The sequence below is a fragment of the Endozoicomonas sp. ALD040 genome, from assembly GCF_049275945.1.
Lineage (GTDB): Bacteria > Pseudomonadota > Gammaproteobacteria > Pseudomonadales > Endozoicomonadaceae > Endozoicomonas_A.
Genome location: NZ_CP184829.1, coordinates 5761054 through 5784922, shown reverse-complemented (window position 1 = coordinate 5784922; position 23869 = coordinate 5761054). Strand labels below are relative to the sequence as shown.

Sequence of the window (23869 nt, the reverse complement as noted above, 5' to 3'; positions counted from 1 at the left end):
TTTTGAGGTGATGGCTGTTCTTGGTTGATACTCTGGCAAGAGGTAACAAGGATAAATGCTGCAGTGAAGGTTTTTTCAGCACAGGTGCAATGTCGTTAGTCATTGAAAAGCATTCATTTATTTCTCTGCAGTTCATTGATTTGCACTGTTCCATCCCGACTGGCAGTCACCACATAGTGATTATCGGCGCTAAAGTTGGCTGTCGTAATACTGTCATCATGGGTAATGCTGGCTCTTTCTGACCATGAACCATCGGTCGCCTGACCAATGATTTTTGCTAAACCGTTATCGCTAGCCGTCACTATAAGGTGGCCATCAGGGCTGAAGGTGGCTGAACACACAGCATCAGAATGTTCAATCACGGCTTTTTCTTGCCATGATTCATTAGCGTCCAGGCAGTAGATTTTCACTGTACCATCATGACTGGCAGTCACTATATGGCGGCTATTGGGGCTGAAGGCAGCTGAATTGACAGAAGCCTCATGGTCAATGGTGGCTATTTGTACCCATAATCCATTGCTATCCCTGCCAAAGATTTTCGCCTTTTTGTCTTCGCTGGCAGTCACTGCATAGCGGCCATCGGGGCTGAAACTGGCTGAGTTGATGCTATTTTTATGGGAAATGACACCTTCTAATTCCCAATATCCATTGGACTTCTGACCAAGGATGTACGCTTTATGATTCCCCCATACGATGACCAAATGGCAGCCATCGGTGCTGAAGGTGGCAGATATCTCATTAACGTCATCGGGGTACCTCAATTTACTTAATTTTAATTCGATATGATTTCGGGAAAGGTTGCCTGTTACTGCCCATGATCCATCGTCCATCTGGCTATGGATTTTCGCTGTTTGATCCCAATAGGCGGTTATCACATGGCAGCCATCGGTGCTGAAAGCGGCTGACTGGACAGTACCATCATGGGGTAGGCCGAGGGTGGTTGATAATGCCCATGATTCATCGGATCCCAGACTATATATTTTCGCCGTGTAATCGGTGCCGACTGTTAGCAAATTCTGACCATCAGGGCTGAACATGGGTGGTTTGACACTGCGGTGATGGGGAATGCTGGTTTTTTTTACCCATGATCCAACACTCTTCTGGTTATAGACAGTCGCCTGAAAGTCTTCTCTGGCGGTCACAAGATGACGGCCATCGACGCTGAGCTCGGCTGAGTTGATAAAATTATTTTCGTGAATAGTGACTTCTGGATTCAGATTAAATGTTTCACATTGAGACATTAGCCGGGCTCTGTTGAAATATAACAGCGCAGGCGAATAAACGCTCTCCAGTCTGAGATTTGCCAATGGCTCGACTAACGCCTCATCCTCCGTAAAGAGGTTCAACCAATCTCGAATTTGATGACTGTCTTTTTCATTGATGGACATCCTGAATTGATACTGGTGTGCTGAAGAAAACTGGCGATACCAGGCTTTTGCCAGAGCGTTGTCGTCTTTGACGGCGGTTTGGAGGCGCTTGCATGTCAGTCCTGTATTGTAAATATCTCTAAGCTGCAGACAGCGAAAAATCATGGAAAATGAGGGTAAAGACAGTAGTGATGATCTTTGCTTTTTTTCCTCGCCAATAACAGTGACGCTCCTGCCCGCGCTGTCAGTCGTTGGTGTTGCCAGTGGAGTTCGCTTTGGTGGTGAGACTGGACCTTCAACGACGGGATTATTCTCTATTCCGTGCATGTCTGACTCCCGAAAAATTTGGAATTTATCCTCGACCAATAGAGACGTTCGAAAGTTAATCGTTCAGGTTTGAAACTGTTTCGGAATGATAAGTTCAAAACATTGTGTTAAGTACAACTAACAAAGTTTCTGTCTTCTCGCATACGCAGAAAGGTGTCAGACAATGACAGCAGCTAATGAATCATTCATCCGTAGTTCAGTGATTTGCACCTCACAGTCCCTGCCGGCAGTAATCACATGGCTGCCATCGGCGCTGAAGGTAGCATATAAGACGTTGTCTTTGTGGTAAATTCTGGCTTTTTCTGACCATGATCCATCGTCGTTCTGGCCGATGATTTTCGCCGTTCCGTCCCAGCTGGCAGTGACCAGGTGGCGGCTATCAGGGCTGAAGCTGGCTGAATTGACCCCATCGTCATGGTTAAAGGTGGCTTTTTTTATCCATTTTTCATCAGCGTTCAGGTAATAGATTTTCACCGTGCAGTCGTTACTGGCAGTGAGCACGTAATGGCCATCGGGACTGAAGTTGGCTGACTTGACAGCACAATCGTGTTCAATGGTGATTTCTGGCAGCCATGACCCATCGGCCTGCCTGCCATAGATTTTCGCTGTGAAATCACGGCTGGCGGTCACGATATAGTGACTGTCCGGGCTGAAGTTGCCCGTGTAGACGAGACTTTTATGGGGAATGATACCTTTCACTTCCCATGATCCATCGGTCTTCTGACTGTGTATTTTTGCTGTGTAATCAAAACCCGCTGTGACCAGATGGCAGCCATCGGCGCTGAGGGCGGCTGATTCGATACGTGCATTATGGGAAAGGGTGGTTGGTAATTCCCATGATCCATCGTCTTTCAGGCCATGGATCATCGTCGTTCCGTCCCTGCTGGTAGTCAAGACATGGCGCTCATCGGCAATGAAGCTTAATGAATGACGATTATTTGCAAGGGTCGCTTTATGTTTCCATGACCCATCAGCCTCCTTGTCATAGATTTTCACTGTGCCATCGCTACAGGCGGTCAACACACGGTCACCATCGAGGCTAAAAATAACTGAGTTGACCCAGTCCTCATGGGGAATGGTGGTTATATTTTCCCATGATCCGTCAGTCTTATAAACGTAGATTTGCGGCGTTCTTTCTCTTGGGTCTTCAGCGACGGTTACCATATGGCGGCCGTCAACACTGAGGAGAGCTGTTCTGATAGCCCTGTCTTCCTTGATGGTGGCTTTATTAACCAATTTAAAGGTTTTACACTCGGACATCAGCCTGGTCTTGGTGAAATATAACCGTGCAGGTAAATAAACACTCTCAGGTTTGCAATCTTTGAACGACGTCAGTACCGCCTCATCATTAGTAAATGACTGCAACCAGGCACGGAGTTGATTCCCATTTTTTGTATTGATGGTTTTCCTGAGTTGATACTGGTGTGGTGAAGAAAACTGTCGATACCAGGCTTTTGCCAGAGCGTTATCTTCGTTGATAAGGTCGCGAAAGCGGGTACATACTTTTGTTAAGCTGCTAACATCCCGAAACTTCAAATGGGAAAAAATCATGGAAAGTGATAATGAAGATAAAACCTGCAATGAAGGTTTATTCTCGATTTCCTTGTCGGGTTCAATGACGCTCCTGCCCGCGCAGATAACCTTTGGTGTTTCCAAACGAACTTGCCCGGGTGGTGGTGAGTGTGAACCATCGGTGCTCGATTTATTATCTATTCCATGCATGTTTTATTTCCCTGAAAGTGAATACTTATCCCTGATTGGCAAAGACGTCCAATATTGATTCAGGTAGTTAGAATCGGATTTAGAGGGAAAGTTCATGACATGTTGTTTAGTTCAACTAACAAAAACAGGACTCTGATTCCGGACAATGGTTAATAATTTCTATCTTTCAACACAGGCAGAATGGCGTCACTCAGTGACGCTAAACAATGAATGATTCTTCCGCAGTTCAGTGATTTTGACCGAGCGGTTGCTGGCGACGCTTACCACATATTGGCCATCGGTGCTGAAGCTGGCTGAGTTGATCCAGCAGCCATCCTTGTGGGAAATGCAGGCTTTTTCTAACCATGTCCCATCGTCCTTTTTGCCAATGATTTTCGCTGTTCCGTCATTGCCTGCGGTCACTACATTCCGGCCATCAGGGCTGAAAATGCCTGAGAAGACTCCCTGTTCATGGACAATGTTGGCTTCTGGCTGCCATGATCCATCGGCTCTCTGGCTATGGATTTTTACCGTGCCTTCCAAACTGGCAGTTACCACATAGCGGCTATCGGGGCTGAAGTTGGCTGTGAGCACACGGCTAATATGGTGAATGGTGTCTTCTGGTTCCCATGACCCATCGGCCTTTTGGCCATTGATTTTTGCCGTTTTATCCATACTGGCGGTCACCACATGGCGGCCATCGGGACTGAAGGCGGCTGAGATGACCATATCAAAATGGGGAATGGTAGCTTTTTCTCGCCATGATCCATCGGTCTGCTGAGTATGGATTTTCGCCGTGTCAACTAAACACGCGGTTATTAGGTGGTAGCCATCGGGGCTGAAAGTAGCAAATATGATCGGACTGTTCGTGAGTATAGTGGCTTCACTTTCCCAGGACCCATCGTCCTTGAGGCCATAGATTTTCGCCGACATATCGGAACTGGCGGTCACCACACGGCGGCCATCGGTGCTGAAGGTGGCTGATTGGACTTTTTTGGTATGGGAAATGCGGCCCACTGGTTCCCAGGACCTGTCGGCCTTAAGGCCGTAAATTATAGCCGTGCCATCTTTACTGGCAGTCACCACATGGTCACCAGAGGGGCTGAAGCTGGCAGAAGTGACCGCTTTGGCATGAGGAAAGATGGCCTCTGGTTGCCATGATCCGTCAGGCTTATTGACGAAGATTTTTGCTGAGTCATTAATACAGGTGGTGATCATATGGCGGCCATCAACACTGAGGCTGGCTGAAGTTACCTGTTCATTTTTCTTAATCTTTGATGCTGTAACTAATTTAAACGTTTTACATTCAGACATCAGTTTACTCTTGGTGAAAAAAAACAGAGCCGGTACATAAACTTCCTCCGGGTTGCGGTCTGCCAGTGATTTCACCAGTGCCTGATCACTGGTAAACGACTCAAACCAATCATAAAGTTGATTCTTGTTTTTTGCAGTCATAGACATCTTCAGTTGGTACTGGTGTGACGAAGAAAACCGACGATACCAGGCTTTTGCCAGAGCATTATCTTCTTTGACAACCTTGTGAAGGAAGTTACATACCTGTTCTAAACTGCGGATATCCCGGAGCTGCAGATAACGAAAAATCCTGGAAAATGCTAATGAGGGTAATTTCCGCAATGAAGGTTGATCCTCCATTTTCTCGTCAGGTACCCTGATACTCCTGCCCGCATAGGTACCCCTTGGTGTTTCCATACGAACTTGCTCAGGTGGTAAGAGCGAAACTTGAGTTCTGGCGTTATTATCTGTTCCATTCATATTTTTTTCTCTGAAAGCAGGTAGCTATCCTCGATGAGCAACGATGTTCAATATTCATCCAGCTGCTTAGAGTTGGTTTTAGAATGAAAGTTCATGACATCTGGTGAAGTTTCTCGTCATTCCCGCGAAAGCGGGAATCCACACTGACTCACCACCAGAACCATACTGCCCGGTGCCCCCCGGCCTTGTCATCCCCGAGAAGGCAGAGACCCACTGTTGGCGCTGGATTCCCGCCTTCGCGGGAATGACGACTTCAGAGCGTGAGAACGAGCTGTTGAAGTTTTGCGACACCCTCTTGAGTAAGAAAAATCACAAGATGGTACAGATACGCTGAAGAAGGGGTGGGGCAGCAGGCAATAAATCACTCCACTGTAGTTCAGTGATTATCACCTTGTTGCCACCAGCGGTCACCACATGACTGCCACCGTCGCTAAAACTGGCTGACATAACCCGGTATCCATGGGAAATGCGGGCTTTTTCTAACCATGACCCATCGCGCTGCAGACCAATGATTTTCGCTGTGCCATCATTACTGGCGGTCACCAAATGGCGGCCATCAGGGCTGAAGGCCGCTGAGCTGACAGGATCATTATGTTTAAAGGTGGCTTTTATTACCCATGATCCATTGTTTTTCTGGCGATGGATTTTCACTGTATTATCCCAACTGGTGGTGACCACATGGTGGTTATCGGGGCTGAAGGTGGCTGATAGAACCGTGTGATCATGGGAAATACAGGCTATTTCTAACCATGAGCCATCGGGCTGCTGACTAATGATTTTCGCCGTGCCATCTTCGCTGGCAGTCACCAGGTGGCGGCCATCAGGGCTGAAGGTGGCTGAACTGACACGATTCTGATGGTTAAAAGTGAAGGCTGCTTCTTCCCATGATCCATCGGTTTTCTGGCGATGTATTTTCACTGTCTTGTCCCAACTGGCGGTGGCTACATGGTGGCCATCGGGGCTCAAGTTGCCTGAGTAAACAGCTTCATTATGGAAAAATGTGGCTGTCAATTGCCATGATCCATCGTCCTTCCGGCTATGGATTTGCGCCGTTCTGTCCGAACTGTTGGTTATCACATGGCGGCCATTGCTGCTAAAGCTGGCTGCCAGAACCGAGTCATTATGGAAAATGCAGGCTTTTTCTGACCATGATCCATCGCACCCCAGACGGTATATTTTCGCTGTGCCATCCCAACTGGCGGTTAACACTTGCTCCCCATCGGGGCTGAAAATAGCTGAGACGACCCTTCTTCCATGGGGAATGGTGGTGTTTGTTTCCCATGATCCATCAGCCATGCGGCGGTAGATTTTTGCTGTATAATCGAAACTGGCGATTAACAGATGGCGGCCATCGACACTGAGGGCGGCTGAGTCGACACATTCATTTGCGTGAATGGTATCTTTTCTCACCAAATTAAATATTTTATATTCGGACATCAGCCTGGCTCTGGTGAAATATAACTGAGCAGGCACAGAAGCCCCCACCGGGTTGAGGTCTGTGAGTGACTTCAACAATGTCTGATTATTCGTGAACGACTTTAACCAATCACGGAGTTGAGTAGCATCTTTTGTTTTGATGGCTGTTCTTAGTTGATACTGCTGTGGTGAAGGAAACTGACGGTACCAGGCTTTTGCCAGAGCCTTATCCTCTTTGACAGCCTCGTGAAGAAAGGTACAGGTACGTTCTATGCTGCGGATATCCCTAAGCTCCAAATAGGAAAAAATCATGGAAAGTGATAATGGGGATAAAAACTGCAATGAAGGTTTATCCTTTCTTTTCTGGTCAGGTACCCTGACCCTCCTGTCTGCATGGTTACCCTCTGGTGTTTGCAATTGAGCTCGCTTGGGAGGCGAGTGTGAAACTTCAATTCTGGGGTTATTGTCTATTCCATTCATATTTTTTTCTCTGAAAGCAGGTACGTATCCTCAATGAGCAGCGACGTTTAATATTGATCCAGCGGTTTAGAATCGGTTTTAGAATGAAAGTTCATGACATGTTGTTAAGTGCAGCTAACAAAATTTATTTTTTTCAACACAGGCCGTATGGTGTCACTCATTGACCACCCGTGTTGAGTAAGAAAAATCACAAGATTGTACAGATACGCTGAAGAAGGGGTGGGGCAGCAGGCAATAAATCACTCCACTGTAGTTCAGTGATTATCGCCGTGTTGTCACCAGCGGTCACCACATGACTGCCATCGTCGCTAAAACAGGCTGATATAACCCAGTATCCATGGGAAATGCAGGCTTTTTCTAACCATGAGCCATCGAGCTGCAGACCAATGATTTTCGCTGTGCCATCATCACTGGCGGTCACCAAATGGCGGCCATCAGGGCTGAAGGTCGCTGAGGTGACAGGATCCTCATGTTTAAAGATGGCTTTTTCTACCCATTTTCCATTATTTTTCTGGCCGTAGATTTTCACTTTGCAATCACTGCAGGTCACCAAATGACGGCAGTCGGGGCTGAAGCTGGCTGATAGAACCTTCTTATCATGGGAAAAGCAGGCTATTTCTAACCATGAGCCATCGGGCTGCTGGCTGATGATTTTTGCTGTGCCATCGTCGCTGGCGGTCACCAGATGGTGGCCATCAGGGCTGAAGGCGGCTGAACTGACTCGATCCTGATGGTAAAAAGTGAAGACTGCTTCTTCCCATGATCCATCGGTCTTCTGGCGATGGATTTTCGCTGTCTTGTCCCAACTGGCGGTGACCAGATGGTGGCCATCGGGGCTCAGGTTACCTGAGTAAACAGCATTATCATGGAAAAATGTGGCTGTCAATTGCCATGATCCATCGTCCTTCCGGCTATGGATTTGCGCCGTTTTATCCGAGCTGTTGGTTATCACATGGCGGCCATTGGCGCTAAAGCTGGCTTTTATAACCGAGCCATTATGGAAAATGCAGGCTTTTTCTGACCATGACCCATCGCACCCCAGACGGTATATTTTTGCTGTGTCATCCCAACTGGCGGTTAAAACTTGCTCCCCATCGGGGCTGAAAATAGCTGTGCGGATCCTTCTTCTATGGGGAATGATGGTGTTTGTTTCCCATGATCCATCAGCCATGCGGCGGTAGATTTTTGCTGCATAATCGCAGTTGGCGATTAACAGATGGCGGCCATCGACACTGAGGACGGCTGAGTCGACTGATTCATTTTCGTAAATGGTGTCTTTTCTCACCAAATTAAATATTTTATATTCGGACATCAGCCTGGCTCTGGTGAAATATAACTGAGCAGGCACAGAAACCCCCACCGGGTTGAGGCCTGTGAGTGACTTCAACAACGCCTGATTATTCGTGAACGACTTTAACCAATCACGGAGTTGAGTAGCATCTTTTGTTTTGATGGCTGTTCTTAGTTGATACTGCTGTGGTGAAGGAAACCGACGATACCAGGCTTTTGCCAGAGCGTTATCCTTTTTGACAGCCGTGCGAAGGATGGTACAGGTAAGTTCCAGGCTGCGGATATCTCTAAACTCCAAATAGGAAAAAATCATGGAAAGTGGTAATGGGGTTAAAGCCTGCAATGAAGGTTTATCTTCTATTTTCTGGTCAGGTACCCTGACGCTCCTGTCTGCATGGTTACCCTCTGGTGTTTGCAAATGAGCTCGTTTAGGAGGCGAGTGTGAAACTTCAATTCTGGGGTTATTGTCTATTCCATTCATATTTTTTTCTCTGAAAGCAGGTACGTATCCTCAATGAGCAGCGACGTTTAATATTGATCCAGCTAGAATCCAACCATTGACCACCCTGTTGAGTAAGAAAAATCACAAGATTGTACAGGTACGCTGTAAAAGGGGTGGGGCAGGCAATAAATCACTCCGCTTTAGTTCAGTGATTTTCACCATGTGGCCACCAGCGGTCAGCACATGACTGCCATCGTCGCTAAAGCTGGCTGATAGAACCCAGCCATCATGGGAAATGCAGGCTTTTTCTACCCATGACCCATCGGGCAGCTGACCAATGATTTTCGCCGTGCCGTCGTCACTGGCGGTCACGAAATGGAGGCCATCAAGGCTGAAGGCGGCTGACCTGACGCGATCCTTATGGTGAATGATGGCATTTTTTAGCCATGATCCATTGTCTTTCCGGGCGTAGATTTTCACTGTGCCATCATAGCCGACAGTCACCAAATGACGGCAGTCGGGACTGAAGGTGGCTGATTCGACAATACCATCATGGAGTAGTATGGCGGTTAATTCCCATGAACCATTGTCTTTGCGGCTATGGATTTTTACAGTGCAATCACTACTGGTGGTCACGAGATGGCGGTTATCAGGGCTGAAGGTGGCTGATAAGACACTACTCTCATGGTCAATGATGGCTTCTTCTTCCCATGATCCATCGGTCTTCCGGGCAAGGATTTTCGCCGTACTATCCCAACTGGCGGTGACTGCATAGCGGCTATCAGGGCTGAAGCTGGCCGATTCGACACCATCATTATGGGAAAATGTGGCTGTCAATTGCCATGATCCATCGTCTATCTGGCTATGGATTTGCACCTTTCCATCCGAACTGTGGGTTATCACATGTTGGCTATCGGCGCTAAAGTTGGCTGATAGAACCATGGTATCATGGGAAATGATGGCTTTTGGTTGCCATGATTCATCCAGTTTCCATGCTTCTTCGTACCCCAAACTATATATTTTTGCTGTGCCATCGCGGCTGGCGGTCAACACATGCTTCCCGTCGAGGCTGAAAATAGCTGAGTAGACAAAGCTTTTATGGGAAATGGTGGTTACTTTTTCCCATGATCCATCAGTCATGTGGCGATAGATTTTTGCCTTGTTTTGGTAATTGACGGCTACCAGATAGCGGCCGTCGGAACTGAGTGCGGCTGAGGCGATACGTTTTTTTCCGTGAATGGTGGCTTTTGTCAGCAAATTAAATGTTTTACATTCGGACATCAGCCTGATTTTGGTGGAATATAACCGGGCAGGGAAACAACTATCCTCGCGATCGAGATTTATGAGTGACTCCACCAACGCCCGGTCATTCGAGAACGACTCTAACCAATCACGAAGTTGATTATCATCTTTTGTTTTGATGGCAGTGCCTAGTCGACACTGCTGTGCTGAAGAAAACCGACGATACCAGTCTTTTGCCAGAGCCTTATCAGCTATGACAGTCTCGCGAAGGGGGGGACAAACCCGTTCTGAACTGCGGATATCCCGAGGCTCCAAATCGTGAAGAATCATGGCAGATGATGACGGGGATATAACTGATAATGAAGGTTTTTCTTTTTCTTCCCAGTCAGATACCGTGATGCTCCTTCCTGCCCTTGTAATCGCTGATGTTTCCAATCGAGCTCGTTTGGGTGGTGGCGAGTGAGGGCCTTGAACGATGGAGCTATTGTCTATTTTATTCATGTTTTGTTCCTTGAAAGTGAGTATTTCATCCTTGATAAGCAAGGGGCGCTATAGTTGATACTTGAATTTAGATTCGATTTTTGCAGGGAAGTTCATAACAGGTTGATAAGTAAAACCAACAAAATTTTATTATCTGACACTGGCAGAATGGCTGATTTCCAGGATGGTGCGTAACTTGAGTTATTTAAATCAGCTCATTTTTTGTATTTTCGGAGGTGTGGCTCCGTCAGTCGAGGTGTTAGTGAACGGACGCTTAGATGATTTCATTGTATTCCCACTATTTGTTGGGAAAGCACCGGCTGTTGAAACAACATCGGACAGAAATTCGATAATTGTATGAGCACCTTTTTTTCTTGCATAATCTAATGGACTATCACCTTCAGTTGTTAACTGGTCAAGAGTGAAGTCAGATCGTTTTAATAGTAATTGGATGAAACTTAGTGAATCAGACTCAATAGCTGCCATCAGTACAGTTTTTTTGCAGCCTTTTTTCTGAAGAAGTGTTTTTCTATTGCTGATCGCCTCTTCAACTTTTTCACGTGCTTTATCATTATTGTGAGAAGTTTTATTGTACTCGCCAATTAATGCCACAATGTCATCTCCGTGAAATTCAACTCCCACTCTTGTATCTTTCAGATTATCTGCCAATGTCTCTATGTCACAAAATTGCTTCTCGTTTAGCCTCCTCTTTATAAAGCTACGTACTGTTATATCGCGTTTAATGGGCTGATCAATATTGGCACCCAGATTGATTAGTTTGTTAATAATCTCATAGCTTGTTGAATCAATTCTTCTCTGACGGGCAATATGGCATAATGCGGTCTTGCCCCGAAAGTCTTTAGCATCAACGCAGAGTTTATGACAATCTAATAGGGACTTAATTATCTCAGTAAAATCACTATTGGTATTCTTGTCTTTGCTTTTCTTGAAACAGTCAATAGCTACTTGGAGCGCTGTTTTTCCTTTGAGGCCGGGAGCATTGATATCTTGTTTTTCTATTAATATCCTGACAACCTTCACGGCAGTATTCTGGATAGCATAAATAAGTGGTGTTTCATTGTTGGCTTTTAAATTATTAATACCTAGGCGATTTATCATTATTTTCATCAGATCTGGTGTGTCGGTTTGGATAATCGACGTTAATAATCTTTCTTTGTAGTTATCTTTCAGATCACTAGCCTTGAGTGACAGCATCTCTTTTCTTATTATTTCATAAGCTTCGAACCGATCCATGTTGGGAAGTCTGTTTAGTTTGGCAATCGATGGTATTAATGGAAATCGGCCATTTCTAAAGTCTTCCAGATTATCTGCCAATGCCTCTATATCATAAAATTGCTCCTTATTTAGCCTCCCCTTTATAAAGTTACGTACTGTTATATCGCGTATAATGGGCTGATCAATATTGGCACCCAGATTGATTAGTTTGTTAATAATCTCAAGGCTTGTTGAATCAATTATTTTCTGAAGGGCAGTATGACATAATGCGGTCATACCCTCAGAGTCCTTAGCATCAACGCAGAGTTTATGACAATCTAATATGAACTGAATTATCCTAGTAAAATCACTAATAGAATTACGATCGGTAATCATATCTTTCCTTTTCTTGTAACAGTAAATAGCTACTTGGAGTGGTGTTTTTCCTTCGAGGCCGGGAGCATTGATATCTTGTATTTCTATTAATATCCTGACAACGTCCACGGCAGCATTCTGGATAGCATAAATAAGCGGTGTTTCATTGTTGACTTTTAAATTATTAATACCCAGGCGATTTATCATTATTTTCAGCATATCTGATGAGTCGGTTTGGATAATCGACATTAATAATCTTTCTTTGTGGTTATCTTTCAGGTCACTAGCCTTGAGTGCCAGCATCTCTTTACTTATTTTTTCACGAGCTTTGAGTTCATACCAGTTGGGAATTTTGTTTATGTTGGCGATCGATTCTATTAAAGAGTCAATAGTTAATTCATGGCTAATACCCTTTTGACTTCTGGAGTTCTCTGTTTTCTCGACATCCCATAAGTTTTTTATGTGATCGATAATACGGAGTCCATTGCTTAAAATGCAGGAATATAAATCGCTATTCTTACCAGAACATCTATCAGGATGAAAATATTTTGTTAACGTTTTAATAATGTACTCTACATTTAAATTGTCTGCATTTTGATCAATCTTCAATATGTTGGCTAACAGAAACTTGAATATTTTTTTTTCGTTATAAGTTATTGTAACTTCGTTCTCAATTTTATTTAAAATTGATTCTATGAAGTTTCCGACACCTTTAAGTTCTCTTAAAGATTCTTTTAAATTGATCCTCTTTGATCTATGTTCCTTGTTGAGTTCTTCTAAAGCGTCTTGTATTTCTATTGAATCAGCAATATTACTCTCTATCGTTCTGCAGAAATTTTCGGCATGCTTGTTTAATCCATCAAAAAAATCAGAGGTTTGAGCAAGGGTGGGTAATATATGAATGAATTCGATAGTTCTTTTATTGATAGGTGGGTCATTCGGAAGTTTATTGGAAAATTTAAGGCTCTGCTGACTATAAACTTCCATAAGTCTAATTTTTAAAAAGCGTCCCACAGATCTGCTGTTGCCTGAATGAATCAGGCAGCCACCTGTGTTATGTTCGTCAAACAGAACCTTTGAAATCAAACCAAGCGCTTCCATGTTCATAGTTATGTACTTCCTTTCATTAATTTTTTGTAAATGGTTTTTAGACTTTATTATTGATTAGGTCATCCGTTAGACTTTTACTTCTACTAAAAGTTCAATTAAGAGAATTTTGACTCGTGCCCACGGACCAGAGAGGCTGTCGCAAAACACTGGTTCCCATGCTTTTAGACCCTGTGGGTCCCAGCGTGGGAACCCATACCCAGCTCGCGCTGCAGAGTCCGCTTTTCATGGCAGGTATGCATTCCCACGCAGGGCGAGGGTGTTGCAAAACTTCAACAGCTCGTTCTCGCGCTCTGAAGTCGTCATTCCCGCGAAGGCGGGAATCCAGCGCCAACGGTGGATCTCTGCCTTCTCCGGGATCAAGGCCAGGGGTACACCGGGCAGTATGGTTCTGGTGGTGAGTCAGTGTGGATTCCCGCCTTCGCGGGAATGACGAGAATGAAGCCGGGAATGACGAGAATGAAGCCGGGAATGACGAGAATGAAGCCGGGAATGACGGGAGTCAACTCGTTCCCAGGCTGGAGAGAGTTTTGCGACACCCTCTCCAGCGTGGGAACGAGCCATGTCACCTATAGTGACTGATTTTCAGGATGTGGCGTAACTTGAGTTATTTAAATCAGCTCATTTTTTGTATTTTCGGAGTTGTGGCTCCGTCAGTCGAGGTGTTATTGAACGGACTATTTGATGATTGCATTGTATTCCCACCATTTGTTGGGAAAGCACCGGTTGTTAAAACAACATCGGACAGAAATTCGACAATTGTGTGAGCACCTTTTTTTCTTGCATAATCTAATGGACTATCACCTTCAGTTGTTAACTGGTCAAGAGTGAAATCAGATCGTTTTAATAGTAATTGGATGAAACTTAGTGCGTCAGACTCAATAGCTGCCATCAGTACAGTCTTTTTGCAGCCTTTTTTCTGTAGAAGTGTTTTTCTATTGCTGATCGCCTCTTCAACTTTTTCACGTGCTTTATCATTATTGTGATAAGTTTTATTGTACTCGCCAATTAATGCCACAATGTCATCTCCGTGAAATTCAACTCCCACTCTTATATCTTTCAGATTATCTGCCAATGTCTCTATATCATAAAATTTCGTCTTATTTATCTTCCCTTTTAAAAAACTACGTACTGTTATATCGTGTTTAATGGGCTGATCAATATTGGCACCCAGATTGATTAGTTTGTTAATAATCTCAAGGCTTGTTAAATCAATCTTTATCTGCAAGGCAATATGGCCTAATGCGGTCTTACCCTCAGAGTCCTGAGCATCAACGCAGAGTTTATGAGAATCTAATATGGACTTAATTATCTCAGTAAAATCACTATTGGCATTCCTATCTTTGCTTTTCTTGTAACAGCCAATAGCTACTTGGAGTGGTGTTTTTCCTTCGAGGCCGAGAGCATTGACATCTTCTTTTTCTATTAATATCTTGATAACCTTCACGGCTGCATTCTGGATAGCATAAATAAGCGGTGTTTCATTGTTGACTTTTAAATTATTAATACCTAGGCGATTTATCATTATTTTCATCAGATCTGATGAGTCGGCTTGGATAATCGACATTAATAATCTTTCTTTGTAGTTATCTTTCAGATCACTAGCTTTGAGTGACAGCATCTCTTTTCTTATTATTTCATAAGCTTCAAATCGATCCATGCTGGTAAGTGTGTTTAGTTTGGCAATCGATGGTATCAACGGAAACCGGCCATTTCTGAAGTCTTCCAGATTGTCTGCCAATGTCTCTATATCATAAAATTCCTGCTTCTTTAGCTTCCCTTTTAAAAAGCTACGTACTGTTATATCGGGCATAATGGGCTGATCAATATTGCCACCCAGAGTGATTAGTTTGTTAATAATCTCAAAGCTTGTTGAATCAATTTCTTTCTGATGGGCAATATAGCACAATGCGGTCTTGCCCCGAAAGTCTTTAGCATCAACGCAGAGTTTATGACAATCTAATAGGGACTGAATTATCCTGGTAAAATCACTAGTACAATTACGATCGGTATCCTTATCTTTCCTTTTCTTGTAACAGTCAATAGCTACTTGGAGTGGTGTTTTTCCTTCGAGGCCGGGAGCATTGATATCTTGTTTTTCTATTAATATCCTGACAACCTTCACGGCAGCATTCTGGATAGCATAAATAAGCGGTGTTTCATTATTGACTTTTAAATTATTAATACCCAGGCGATTTATTATTAATTCCATCAGATCTGATGAGTCGGCTTGGATAATCGACATAAATAATCTTTCTTTGTAGTTATCTTTCAGAACACTAGCCTTTATTGCCAGTATTTCTTTTCTTATTTTTTCATAAGCTTCGAATCGATCTAAACCGGAAAGTTTTTTTAGGTTGGCAGTCGATTCTATCAAAGAGTCAATAGTTAATTCATGGCTAATACCCTTCTGACTTCTGGAATTCTCTGTTTTTTCGACATCCCATAAAATTTTTATGTGATCGATAATACGGAGTCCATTGCTTAAAATGCAGGAATATAAATCACTATTCTTACCAGAACATCTATCAGGATGAAAATATTTTGTTAACGTTTTAATAATGTAATTTACATTTGAATTGTCTGTATTTTGATCAATCTTCAGTATGTTGGCTAACAAAAACTTGAATATTTCTTTTTCGTTATCAGTTATTGTAAATCCGTTCTCAACTTTATTTAGAATTGAATCCATCAAGTTTCCGACACCTTTAAGTTCCCTTAAAGATTCTTTTAAATCGATTCTCTTCGGTCTATGTTGCTTGTTGAGCTCTTCTAGAGCGTCTTGTTTTTCTATTGAACCAGCAATATTACTCTCTATCGTTCTGCAGAAATTTTCGGCATGCCTGTTTAATCCATCAAAAAAATCAGAGGTTTGAGCAAGGGTTGGTAATATATGAATGAATTCAATAGTTCTTTCATTGATAGGTGTGTCATTCGGAAGTTTATTGGAAAATTTAAGGCTCTGCTGACTATAAACTTCCATAAGTCTAATTTTTAAAAAGCGTCCCACAGATCTGCTGTTGCCTGAATGAATCAGGCAGCCACCTGTGTTATGTTCGTCAAACAGAACCTTTGAAATCAAACCAAGCGCTTCCATGTTCATAGTTATGTACTTCCTTTCATTAATTTTTTGTAAATGGTTTTTAGACTTTATTATTGATTAGGTCATCCGTTAGACTTTTACTTCTACTAAAAGTTCAATTAAGAGAATTTTGACTCGTGCCCACGGACCACAGAGGCTGTCGCAAAACACTGGTTCCCATGCTTTTAGACCCTGTGGGTCCCAGCGTGGGAACCCATACCTAGCTCGCGCTGCAGAGTCCGTTTCTCATGGCAGGTATGCATTCCCACGCAGGGCGAGTGTGTTGCAAAACTTCAACAGCTCGTTCTCACGCTCTGAAGTCGTCATTCCCGCGAAGGCGGGAATCCAGCGCCAACGGTGGATCTCTGCCTTCTCCGGGATGACAAGGCCAGGGGTACACCGGGCAGTATGGTTCTGGTGGTGAGTCAGTGTGGATTCCCGCCTTCGCGGGAATGACGAGAATGAAGCCGGGAATGACGAGAATGAAGCCGGGAATGACGAGAATGAAGCCGGGAATGACGGGAGTCAACTCGTTCCCAGGCTGGAGAGAGTTTTGCGACACCCTCTCCAGCGTGGGAACGAGCCATGTCACCTATAGTGACTGATTTTCAGGATGATGCGTACTTGAGTTAGTTAAATCAGCTCATTTTTTGTATTTTCGAAGGCGTGGCTCCGTCAGTCGAGGTGTTAGTGAATGGACTATTTGATGACTGCTTTGTATTCCCACTATTTGTTGGGAAAGCACCGGTTGTTGAAACAACATCGGACAGAAATTCGACAATTGTATGAGCACCTTTTTTTCTTGCATAATCTAATGGACTATCACCTTCAGTTGTTAGCTGGTCAAGACTGAAATCAGATCGTTTTAATAGTAATTGAATGAAACTTAGTGCGTTAGACTCAATAGCTGCCATCAGTACAGTTTTTTTGCAGTCTTTTTTCTGAAGAAGTGTTTTTCTATTGCTGATCGCCTCTTCAACTTTTTTACGTGCTTTATCATTATTGTGAGAAGTTTTATTGTACTCGTCAATTAATGCCACAATGTCATCTCCGTGAAATTCAACTCCCACTGTTAAATCTTTCAGATTATCTGCCAATGTCTCAATATCATAAAATTGCTTCTGGTTTAGCCTCGACTTTATAAAGCTACGTACTGTTATATCGTGCGAAATGGGCTGATCAATATTGGCACCCAGATTGACTAGCTTGTTAATAATCTCAAGGCTTGTTGAATCAATCTTTATCTGAAAGGCAATATGGCCTAATGCGGTATTACCCTCAGAGTCCTTAGCATCAACGCAGAGTTTATGAGACTGTAATAGGGACTGAATTATCACAGTAAAATCACTATTGGTATTCCTATCTTTACTTTGCTTGTAACAGTCGATGGCTATTTGGAGCGGTGTTTTTTCTTTGAGGCCGGGAGCATTGATATCTTCTTTCTCTATTAATAGTTTGACAACCTTCACAGCAGCATGCTGAATAGCATAAATAAGCTGTGTTTCATTGTTGACTTTTAAATTATTAATACTCAGGTGATTTATCATTATTTCCATCAGCTCTGATGTGTCGGTTTTGATAATCGACATTAATAATCTTTCTTTGTCGTTACCTTTCAGATCACTAGCCTTGAGTGCCAGCATCTCTTTTTTTATTTTTTTACAAGCTTTGAATCGATCCATGTTAGTAAGCGTGTTTAGTTTGGCAATCGATGCTATCAACGGCAACCGGCCATTTCTTAAGTCTTCCAGACTGTCTGCCAATGTCTCAATATCATAAAATTGCTTCTCGTTTAGCCTGTCCTTTATAAAGCTACGTAATGTTATATCGTGAATAATGGGATGATCAATATTGGCACCCAGATTGACTAATTTGTTAATAATCTCAAGGCTTGTTGAATCAATCTTTCTCTGCGAGACAATATGGCATAATGCGGTAAAACCCTCAGAGTCCTTAGCATCAACGCAGAGTTTATGAGACTCTAATAGGGACTTAATTATCTCAGTAAGATCACTATTGGTATCCGTATCTTTCCTTTTCTTGTAACAGTCAATAGCTACTTGAAGCGGTGTTTTTCCTTCGAGGCCGGGAGCATTGACATCTTCTTTTTCTATTAATAACTTGACAACCTTCACGGCAGCATTCTGAATAGCATAAATAAGCGGTGTTTCATTGTAGACTTTTAAATTATTAATACTCAGGCGATTTATCATTATTTCCATCAGCTCTGATGTGTCGGTTTGGATAACCGACTTTAATAATCTTTCTTTGTCGTTATCTTTCAGATCACTAGCCTTGAGTTCCAGCATCTCTTTTCTTATTTTTTCATAAGCTTTGGATCGATCCATGTCGGTAAGTGTGTTTAGTTTCGCAATCGATGGTATCAAAGGCAACCCGGCATTTCTTAGGTCTTTCAGACTATCTGCCAATGTCTCTATATCATGAAATTTCTTCTTCGTTAGCTCCCTCTTTAAAAAGCTACGTACTGTTAAATCGTGCATAATGGGCTGATCAATATTGGCACCCAGATTGATTAGTTTTTTAATAATTTCAAGGCTGAGGCTGTCTGAACCAACGTTTTTCTGAAAGGCAATATGGCATAATGCGGTCTTACCCTCAGAGTCCTTAGCATCAACGCAGACTTTATGACAATCTAATATGGAATGAACTATCCTAGCTGAATTACCAGGGCAAAAGTTATCTTTCTTTATCTTGTAATAGTCAATGGCTATTTGGAGCGGTGTTTTTCCTTCGAGGCCGGGAGCATTGATATCTTGTATTTCTATTAATATCATGACAACGTCCACGGCAGCATTCTGGATAGCATAAATAAGCGGTGTTTCATTGTTGACTTTTAAATTATTAATACCCAGGCGATTTATCATTATTTTCAGCATATCTGATGAGTCGGTTTGGATAATCGACATTAATAATCTTTCTTTGTGGTTATCTTTCAGGTCACTAGCCTTGAGTGCCAGCATCTCTTTTCTTATTTTTTCACGAGCTTTGAGTTGATACCAGTTGGGAATTTTGTTTATGTTGGCGATCGATTCTATTAAAGAGTCAATAGTTAATTCATGGCTAATACCCTTCTGACTTCTGGAATTCTCTGTTTTGTCGACATCCCATAAATTATTTATCTGTTTGATAATATCGAATCCATTGCTTAAAATGCAGGAATATAAATCACTATTCTTACCAAGACATTTGTCAGGATGTAAATATCTTATCAACGTTCTAATAATGTACTCTACATCTGAATTATCTGTATTTTGGTCAATCTTTAATATGTTGGATAACAGAAACTTGTATATTTTTTTTTCATTATCAGTTATTGTAACTCTGTCATAAATTTTACTTATAATTGATTTTATGAAATTTCCGACACCTTTAAGTTCCTTTAAAGATTCTTTTAAATTGATCCTCTTCGATCTATATTGCTTGTTGAGCTCTTCTAGAGCGTCTTGTATTTCTATTGAATCAGCAATATTACTCTCTATCGTTCTGCAGAAATTTTCGGCATGCCTGTTTAATCTATCAAAAAAATCAGAGGTTTGAGCAAGGGTGGGCAATATATGAATGAATTCAACAGTTCTTTCATTGATAGGTGTATCATTCGGAAATTTATTGGAAGATTTAAGGCTCTGCTGATTATAAACTTCCATAAGTTTAATTTTTAAATCGGGTCCCACAGATGAGCCATTGCCTGAATGCATCAGGTAGCCACCTCTGTCATGTACGTCAAACAGGACCTTTGAAATGTAACCAATCGCTTCCATGTTCATAGTTATGTACTCCCTTTTATTAACTTTTTGCAAATAGCTTTTAGACTTTATTATTGATTAGGTTATTAAGTTAGACTTTTGCTTGTACTAAAAGTTCAATTAAGAGAATTTTGACTCGTGCCCACGGACCAGAGAGGCTGTCGCAAAACACTGGTTCCCATGCTTTTAGACCCTGTGGGTCCCAGCGTGGGAACCCATACCCAGCTCGCGCTGCAGAGTCCGTTTCTCATGGCAGGTATGCATTCCCACGCAGGGCGAGTGTGTTGCAAAACTTCAACAGCTCGTTCTCACGCTCTGAAGTCGTCATTCCCGCGAAGGCGGGAATCCAGTGCCAACGGTGGATCTCTGCCTTCTCGGGGATGACAAGGCCAGGGGTACACCGGGCAGTATGGTTCTGGTGGTGAGTCAGTGTGGATTCCCGCCTTCGCGGGAATGACGAGAATGAAGCCGGGAATGACGAGAATGAAGCCGGGAATGACGAGAATGAAGCCGGGAATGACGGGAGTCAACTCGTTCCCAGGCTGGAGAGAGTTTTGCGACACCCTCTCCAGCGTGGGAACGAGCCATGTCACCTATAGTGACTGATTTTCAGGATGATGCGTACTTGAGTTAGTTAAATCAGCTCATTTTTTGTATTTTCGGAGGTGTGGCTCCGTCAGTGGAGGTGTTAGTGAATGGACTATTTGATGACTGCTTTGTATTCCCACTATTTGTTGGGAAAGCACCGGTTGTTGAAACAACATCGGACAGAAATTCGACAATTGTATGAGCACCTTTTTTTCTTGCATAATCTAATGGACTATCACCTTCAGTTGTTAGCTGGTCAAGACTGAAATCAGATCGTTTTAATAGTAATTGAATGAAACTTAGTGCGTTAGACTCAATAGCTGCCATCAGTACAGTTTTTTTGCAGTCTTTTTTCTGAAGAAGTGTTTTTCTATTGCTGATCGCCTCTTCAACTTTTTTACGTGCTTTATCATTATTGTGAGAAGTTTTATTGTACTCGTCAATTAATGCCACAATGTCATCTCCGTGAAATTCAACTCCCACTCTTAAATCTTACAGATTATCTGCCAATGTCTCAATATCATAAAATTTATTCTTATTTATCTTCCCTTTTAAAAAGCTACGTACTGTTATATCGGGCATAATGGGCTGATCAATATTGGCACCCAGACTGATTAGTTTTTTTATAATCAGAAGACTATTTGGATCAATTTTTTCCTGAAAAGCAATATGGCATAATGCGGTTTTACCATCAGAGTCCTTAGCATCAACAGAGAGTTTATGATAATCTGATATGAACAGAATTATCGCAGGTAAACAACTAGTGAAAATCTGATCTTTCTTTTTCTTGTAACAGTCAATGGCTATTTGGAGCGGTGTTTTTCCTTCGAGGCTGAGAGCATTGATATCTTCTTTTTCTATTAATATCTTGACAATCTCCACGGCAGAATTCTGGATGGCATAAATAAGCGGTGTTTCATTGTTTATTTTTAAATTATTAATACCTAGGAGATTTATCATTATTTTCAGCAGCGACGATGAATCGGTTTGGATGATCGTCATTAATAATTCTTCTTTGTGGTTATCTTTCAGATCACTAGCTTTGAGTGCCAGCATCTCTTTTTTTATTTTTTCATAAGTTTTGAGTCGATAGCAGTTGTCAATTTTGTTTAGGTTGGCAATCGATTCTATCAAAGAGTCAATAGTTAATTCATGGCTAATACCCTTCTGACTTCTGGAATTCTCTGTTTTGTCGACATTCCATAAATTATTTATCTGTTTGATAATATCGAATCCATTGCTTAAAATGCAGGAATATAAATCACTATTCTTACCAAGACATTTGTCAGGATGTAAATATCTTATCAACGTTCTAATAATGTACTCTACATCTGAATTATCTGTATTTTGGTCAATCTTTAATATGTTGGATAACAGAAACTTGTATATTTTTTTTTCATTATCAGTTATTGTAACTCTGTCATAAATTTTATTTATAATTGATTTTATGAAATTTCCGACACCTTTAAGTTCCTTTAAAGATTCTTTTAAATTGATCCTCTTCGATCTATGTTGCTTGTTGAGCTCTTCTAGAGCGTCTTGTATTTCTATTGAATCAGCAATATTACTCTCTATCGTTCTGCAGAAATTTTCGGCATGCCTGTTTAATCTATCAAAAAAATCGGAGGTTTGAGCAAGGGTGGGCAATATATGAATGAATTCAACAGTTCTTTCATTGATAGGTGTGTCATTCGGAAATTTATTGGAAGATTTAAGGCTCTGCTGATTATAAACTTCCATAAGTTTGATTTTTAAATCGGGTCCCACAGATGTGCCATTGCCTGAATGCATCAAGTAGCCACCTCTGTCATGTACGTCAAACAGGACCTTTGAAATGTAACCAATCGCTTCCATGTTCATAGTTATGTACTCCCTTGTATTAACTTTTTGCAAATAGCTTTTAGACTTTATTATTGATTAGGTTATTAAGTTAGACTTTTGCTTGTACTAAAAGTTCAATTAAGAGCATTTTGATTCCTTCCCACGCTCCAGAGGCTGTCGCAATGACCTGCATATGCTCTCCACATATGCTCTGGTAGGATTTAGCTCAGTAGAACTCTTAATATGAGCTAAAATATTGGATGTCCCACACATGCCACACATGTTATATGCACATACGCTAAGTACTCAGCCATACGGAATCGAATATTTCTGGCTTATTGGGCAGGTGCTCTGCAAGGCGCAACGATGGGAACATAGCAAGCTATGTGACCAGAGTTGCAACGCATCACGACTGCATGGATGCAGGAGCTAGAGCAACGCAGGAGCAGTTGCCGCGAGTGCCTGAACAGTAAGTCAGAAAATATGATTTCGTATGGTTGAGTACTTATGCTTCGGGCGAGGCCGCGTTTGACTTAACAGAGCCGTATCGTCATATGGCAGTGTGGTAAGTAATAGCGAGGGTGAAATCATGAAATTAATTATCTCCTTTTTAACTTCTCTGCTGCTATTTTTTCCGTTTTCTTTGTTTGCTGATTCTTTTGCATTGCACAATCCAGATGAATACACCATAGAAGTATTTGATGGGGATTCAGTCGTATACGACAGGCATGACAGAAGCGTCTATTTTGGGGTAAACCCTAAAACCAATTACTACACAGTAAAAGTAGATAAGTTCCCAACTCCTATAAATGTAAAATTAAACAGTTCTTTAAATCAAAAGTACTATGAAGGAGGTTGTAATTATACCTTTACACTTAGCAAAGAACTTGGTTGGGAATTTACAGGCTCTGCTTTCCCTTGCACAGAAGGTCAGCATCATTTTTACCCTGTATTTACCGTCCGAAACGATTCGAATGTCCCAGGTGATCCAACTAAAAAAGGAATCAATGTCTACCCAGCGATTGCTGCAACTAAAGACGATTTTGCCACTGATCACCTACGGGGGGTTCTCGAACCAGGAGACTCCAGACTGATTACTGAAGACAATATTATATTAGTGAACTTAGGTATAAAAATTGGTTCAAATATACAAATAGGATTTTTTGATCCTGAAATTCCTGGCTATATAGCTTGTGGGGATGATGTAATGACTTACAAGGGTCGATATACATTCACACTGACGAAAGCTAAAAAGTGTGTTATTACAAAAAGTATTGACCAGGCAAAAGCTGACTGATTATTGGAATGCGTTTGACTCCTTCCCACGCAGAGCGTGGGAAGGAGTTGTTGGGCTTTTGCGACAACCTCTCCAGCATGGGAAGGAGCCATAGCTAAATAA

At 42.2% G+C, this 23869-nt stretch carries 16 protein-coding genes; 2 read left to right on the top strand and 14 right to left on the bottom strand.

Annotated features, from left to right (window positions below):
* Window positions 1-113 precede the first annotated feature (113 nt).
* The 3 genes from ACOJUN_RS20915 to ACOJUN_RS20905 all read right to left on the bottom strand — a co-directional run bounded on the left by ACOJUN_RS20915 (window position 114) and on the right by ACOJUN_RS20905 (window position 5168).
* Window positions 114-1694, bottom strand: a complete 1581-nt coding sequence (locus tag ACOJUN_RS20915) for an F-box/WD repeat-containing protein (protein ID WP_422133815.1) — start codon at window positions 1692-1694, stop codon at window positions 114-116.
* Window positions 1695-1850: 156 nt separating this feature from the next.
* Window positions 1851-3416, bottom strand: a complete 1566-nt coding sequence (locus tag ACOJUN_RS20910) for an F-box/WD repeat-containing protein (RefSeq protein ID WP_422133814.1) — start codon at window positions 3414-3416, stop codon at window positions 1851-1853.
* 186 nt (window positions 3417-3602) lie between these two features.
* Window positions 3603-5168, bottom strand: a complete 1566-nt coding sequence (locus tag ACOJUN_RS20905) for an F-box/WD repeat-containing protein (protein WP_422133813.1) — start codon at window positions 5166-5168, stop codon at window positions 3603-3605.
* Between the two features lie 103 nt (window positions 5169-5271).
* Here ACOJUN_RS20905 and ACOJUN_RS20900 point away from each other — a divergent pair, with 103 nt between their 5' ends.
* On the top strand, window positions 5272-5502 hold the full coding sequence (locus tag ACOJUN_RS20900; RefSeq protein ID WP_422133812.1) for a hypothetical protein: 231 nt from the start codon (window positions 5272-5274) through the stop codon (window positions 5500-5502).
* Here ACOJUN_RS20900 and ACOJUN_RS20895 read toward each other — a convergent pair.
* From ACOJUN_RS20895 to ACOJUN_RS20845, 11 genes are all read right to left on the bottom strand, one after another.
* On the bottom strand, window positions 5478-7064 hold the full coding sequence (locus ACOJUN_RS20895; protein ID WP_422133811.1) for an F-box/WD repeat-containing protein: 1587 nt from the start codon (window positions 7062-7064) through the stop codon (window positions 5478-5480). The genes ACOJUN_RS20900 and ACOJUN_RS20895 overlap by 25 nt on opposite strands.
* Window positions 7065-7251: 187 nt before the next feature.
* Window positions 7252-8835, bottom strand: coding sequence for an F-box/WD repeat-containing protein (locus tag ACOJUN_RS20890; RefSeq protein ID WP_422133810.1), 1584 nt, complete (start codon window positions 8833-8835; stop codon window positions 7252-7254).
* A gap of 102 nt (window positions 8836-8937) precedes the next feature.
* Complete coding sequence (locus ACOJUN_RS20885) at window positions 8938-10539, bottom strand: WD40 repeat domain-containing protein (protein ID WP_422133809.1); 1602 nt, start codon at window positions 10537-10539, stop codon at window positions 8938-8940.
* A gap of 189 nt (window positions 10540-10728) precedes the next feature.
* On the bottom strand, window positions 10729-13215 hold the full coding sequence (locus ACOJUN_RS20880) for an ankyrin repeat domain-containing protein (RefSeq protein ID WP_422133808.1): 2487 nt from the start codon (window positions 13213-13215) through the stop codon (window positions 10729-10731).
* Window positions 13216-13574: 359 nt separating this feature from the next.
* Window positions 13575-13721, bottom strand: a complete 147-nt coding sequence (locus ACOJUN_RS20875; RefSeq protein ID WP_422133807.1) for a hypothetical protein — start codon at window positions 13719-13721, stop codon at window positions 13575-13577.
* A gap of 110 nt (window positions 13722-13831) precedes the next feature.
* The gene (locus tag ACOJUN_RS20870; RefSeq protein WP_422133806.1) at window positions 13832-16318 is read right to left on the bottom strand and encodes an ankyrin repeat domain-containing protein; all 2487 of its coding nucleotides are present in this window, start codon (window positions 16316-16318) and stop codon (window positions 13832-13834) included.
* A gap of 286 nt (window positions 16319-16604) precedes the next feature.
* On the bottom strand, window positions 16605-16826 hold the full coding sequence (locus ACOJUN_RS20865; protein WP_422133805.1) for a hypothetical protein: 222 nt from the start codon (window positions 16824-16826) through the stop codon (window positions 16605-16607).
* Between the two features lie 109 nt (window positions 16827-16935).
* The gene (locus ACOJUN_RS20860; RefSeq protein WP_422133804.1) at window positions 16936-20082 is read right to left on the bottom strand and encodes an ankyrin repeat domain-containing protein; all 3147 of its coding nucleotides are present in this window, start codon (window positions 20080-20082) and stop codon (window positions 16936-16938) included.
* A gap of 287 nt (window positions 20083-20369) precedes the next feature.
* Window positions 20370-20591, bottom strand: a complete 222-nt coding sequence (locus ACOJUN_RS20855) for a hypothetical protein (protein WP_422133803.1) — start codon at window positions 20589-20591, stop codon at window positions 20370-20372.
* Window positions 20592-20700: 109 nt separating this feature from the next.
* A complete protein-coding gene (locus ACOJUN_RS20850) occupies window positions 20701-21102 on the bottom strand; it encodes an ankyrin repeat domain-containing protein (protein WP_422133802.1) in 402 nt (133 codons plus the stop codon).
* Window positions 21103-21141: 39 nt separating this feature from the next.
* Window positions 21142-22509: an ankyrin repeat domain-containing protein gene (locus ACOJUN_RS20845; protein ID WP_422133801.1), complete on the bottom strand. Its 1368-nt coding sequence runs from the start codon at window positions 22507-22509 to the stop codon at window positions 21142-21144.
* 550 nt (window positions 22510-23059) lie between these two features.
* Between ACOJUN_RS20845 and ACOJUN_RS20840 the strand changes: the two genes are divergently transcribed.
* Window positions 23060-23767: a hypothetical protein gene (locus ACOJUN_RS20840; protein ID WP_422133800.1), complete on the top strand. Its 708-nt coding sequence runs from the start codon at window positions 23060-23062 to the stop codon at window positions 23765-23767.
* Window positions 23768-23869: the final 102 nt, after the last annotated feature.

Coding starts and splice junctions, on each gene's coding strand:
- ACOJUN_RS20840 (WP_422133800.1), top strand. CDS start 23,060: ATGAAATTAATTATCTCCTTTTTAACTTCTCTGCTGCTATTTTTTCCG.
- ACOJUN_RS20890 (WP_422133810.1), bottom strand. CDS start 8,835: ATGAATGGAATAGACAATAACCCCAGAATTGAAGTTTCACACTCGCCT.
- ACOJUN_RS20905 (WP_422133813.1), bottom strand. CDS start 5,168: ATGAATGGAACAGATAATAACGCCAGAACTCAAGTTTCGCTCTTACCA.
- ACOJUN_RS20880 (WP_422133808.1), bottom strand. CDS start 13,215: ATGAACATGGAAGCGCTTGGTTTGATTTCAAAGGTTCTGTTTGACGAA.
- ACOJUN_RS20895 (WP_422133811.1), bottom strand. CDS start 7,064: ATGAATGGAATAGACAATAACCCCAGAATTGAAGTTTCACACTCGCCT.
- ACOJUN_RS20845 (WP_422133801.1), bottom strand. CDS start 22,509: ATGAACATGGAAGCGATTGGTTACATTTCAAAGGTCCTGTTTGACGTA.
- ACOJUN_RS20860 (WP_422133804.1), bottom strand. CDS start 20,082: ATGAACATGGAAGCGATTGGTTACATTTCAAAGGTCCTGTTTGACGTA.
- ACOJUN_RS20885 (WP_422133809.1), bottom strand. CDS start 10,539: ATGAATAAAATAGACAATAGCTCCATCGTTCAAGGCCCTCACTCGCCA.
- ACOJUN_RS20910 (WP_422133814.1), bottom strand. CDS start 3,416: ATGCATGGAATAGATAATAAATCGAGCACCGATGGTTCACACTCACCA.
- ACOJUN_RS20915 (WP_422133815.1), bottom strand. CDS start 1,694: ATGCACGGAATAGAGAATAATCCCGTCGTTGAAGGTCCAGTCTCACCA.
- ACOJUN_RS20870 (WP_422133806.1), bottom strand. CDS start 16,318: ATGAACATGGAAGCGCTTGGTTTGATTTCAAAGGTTCTGTTTGACGAA.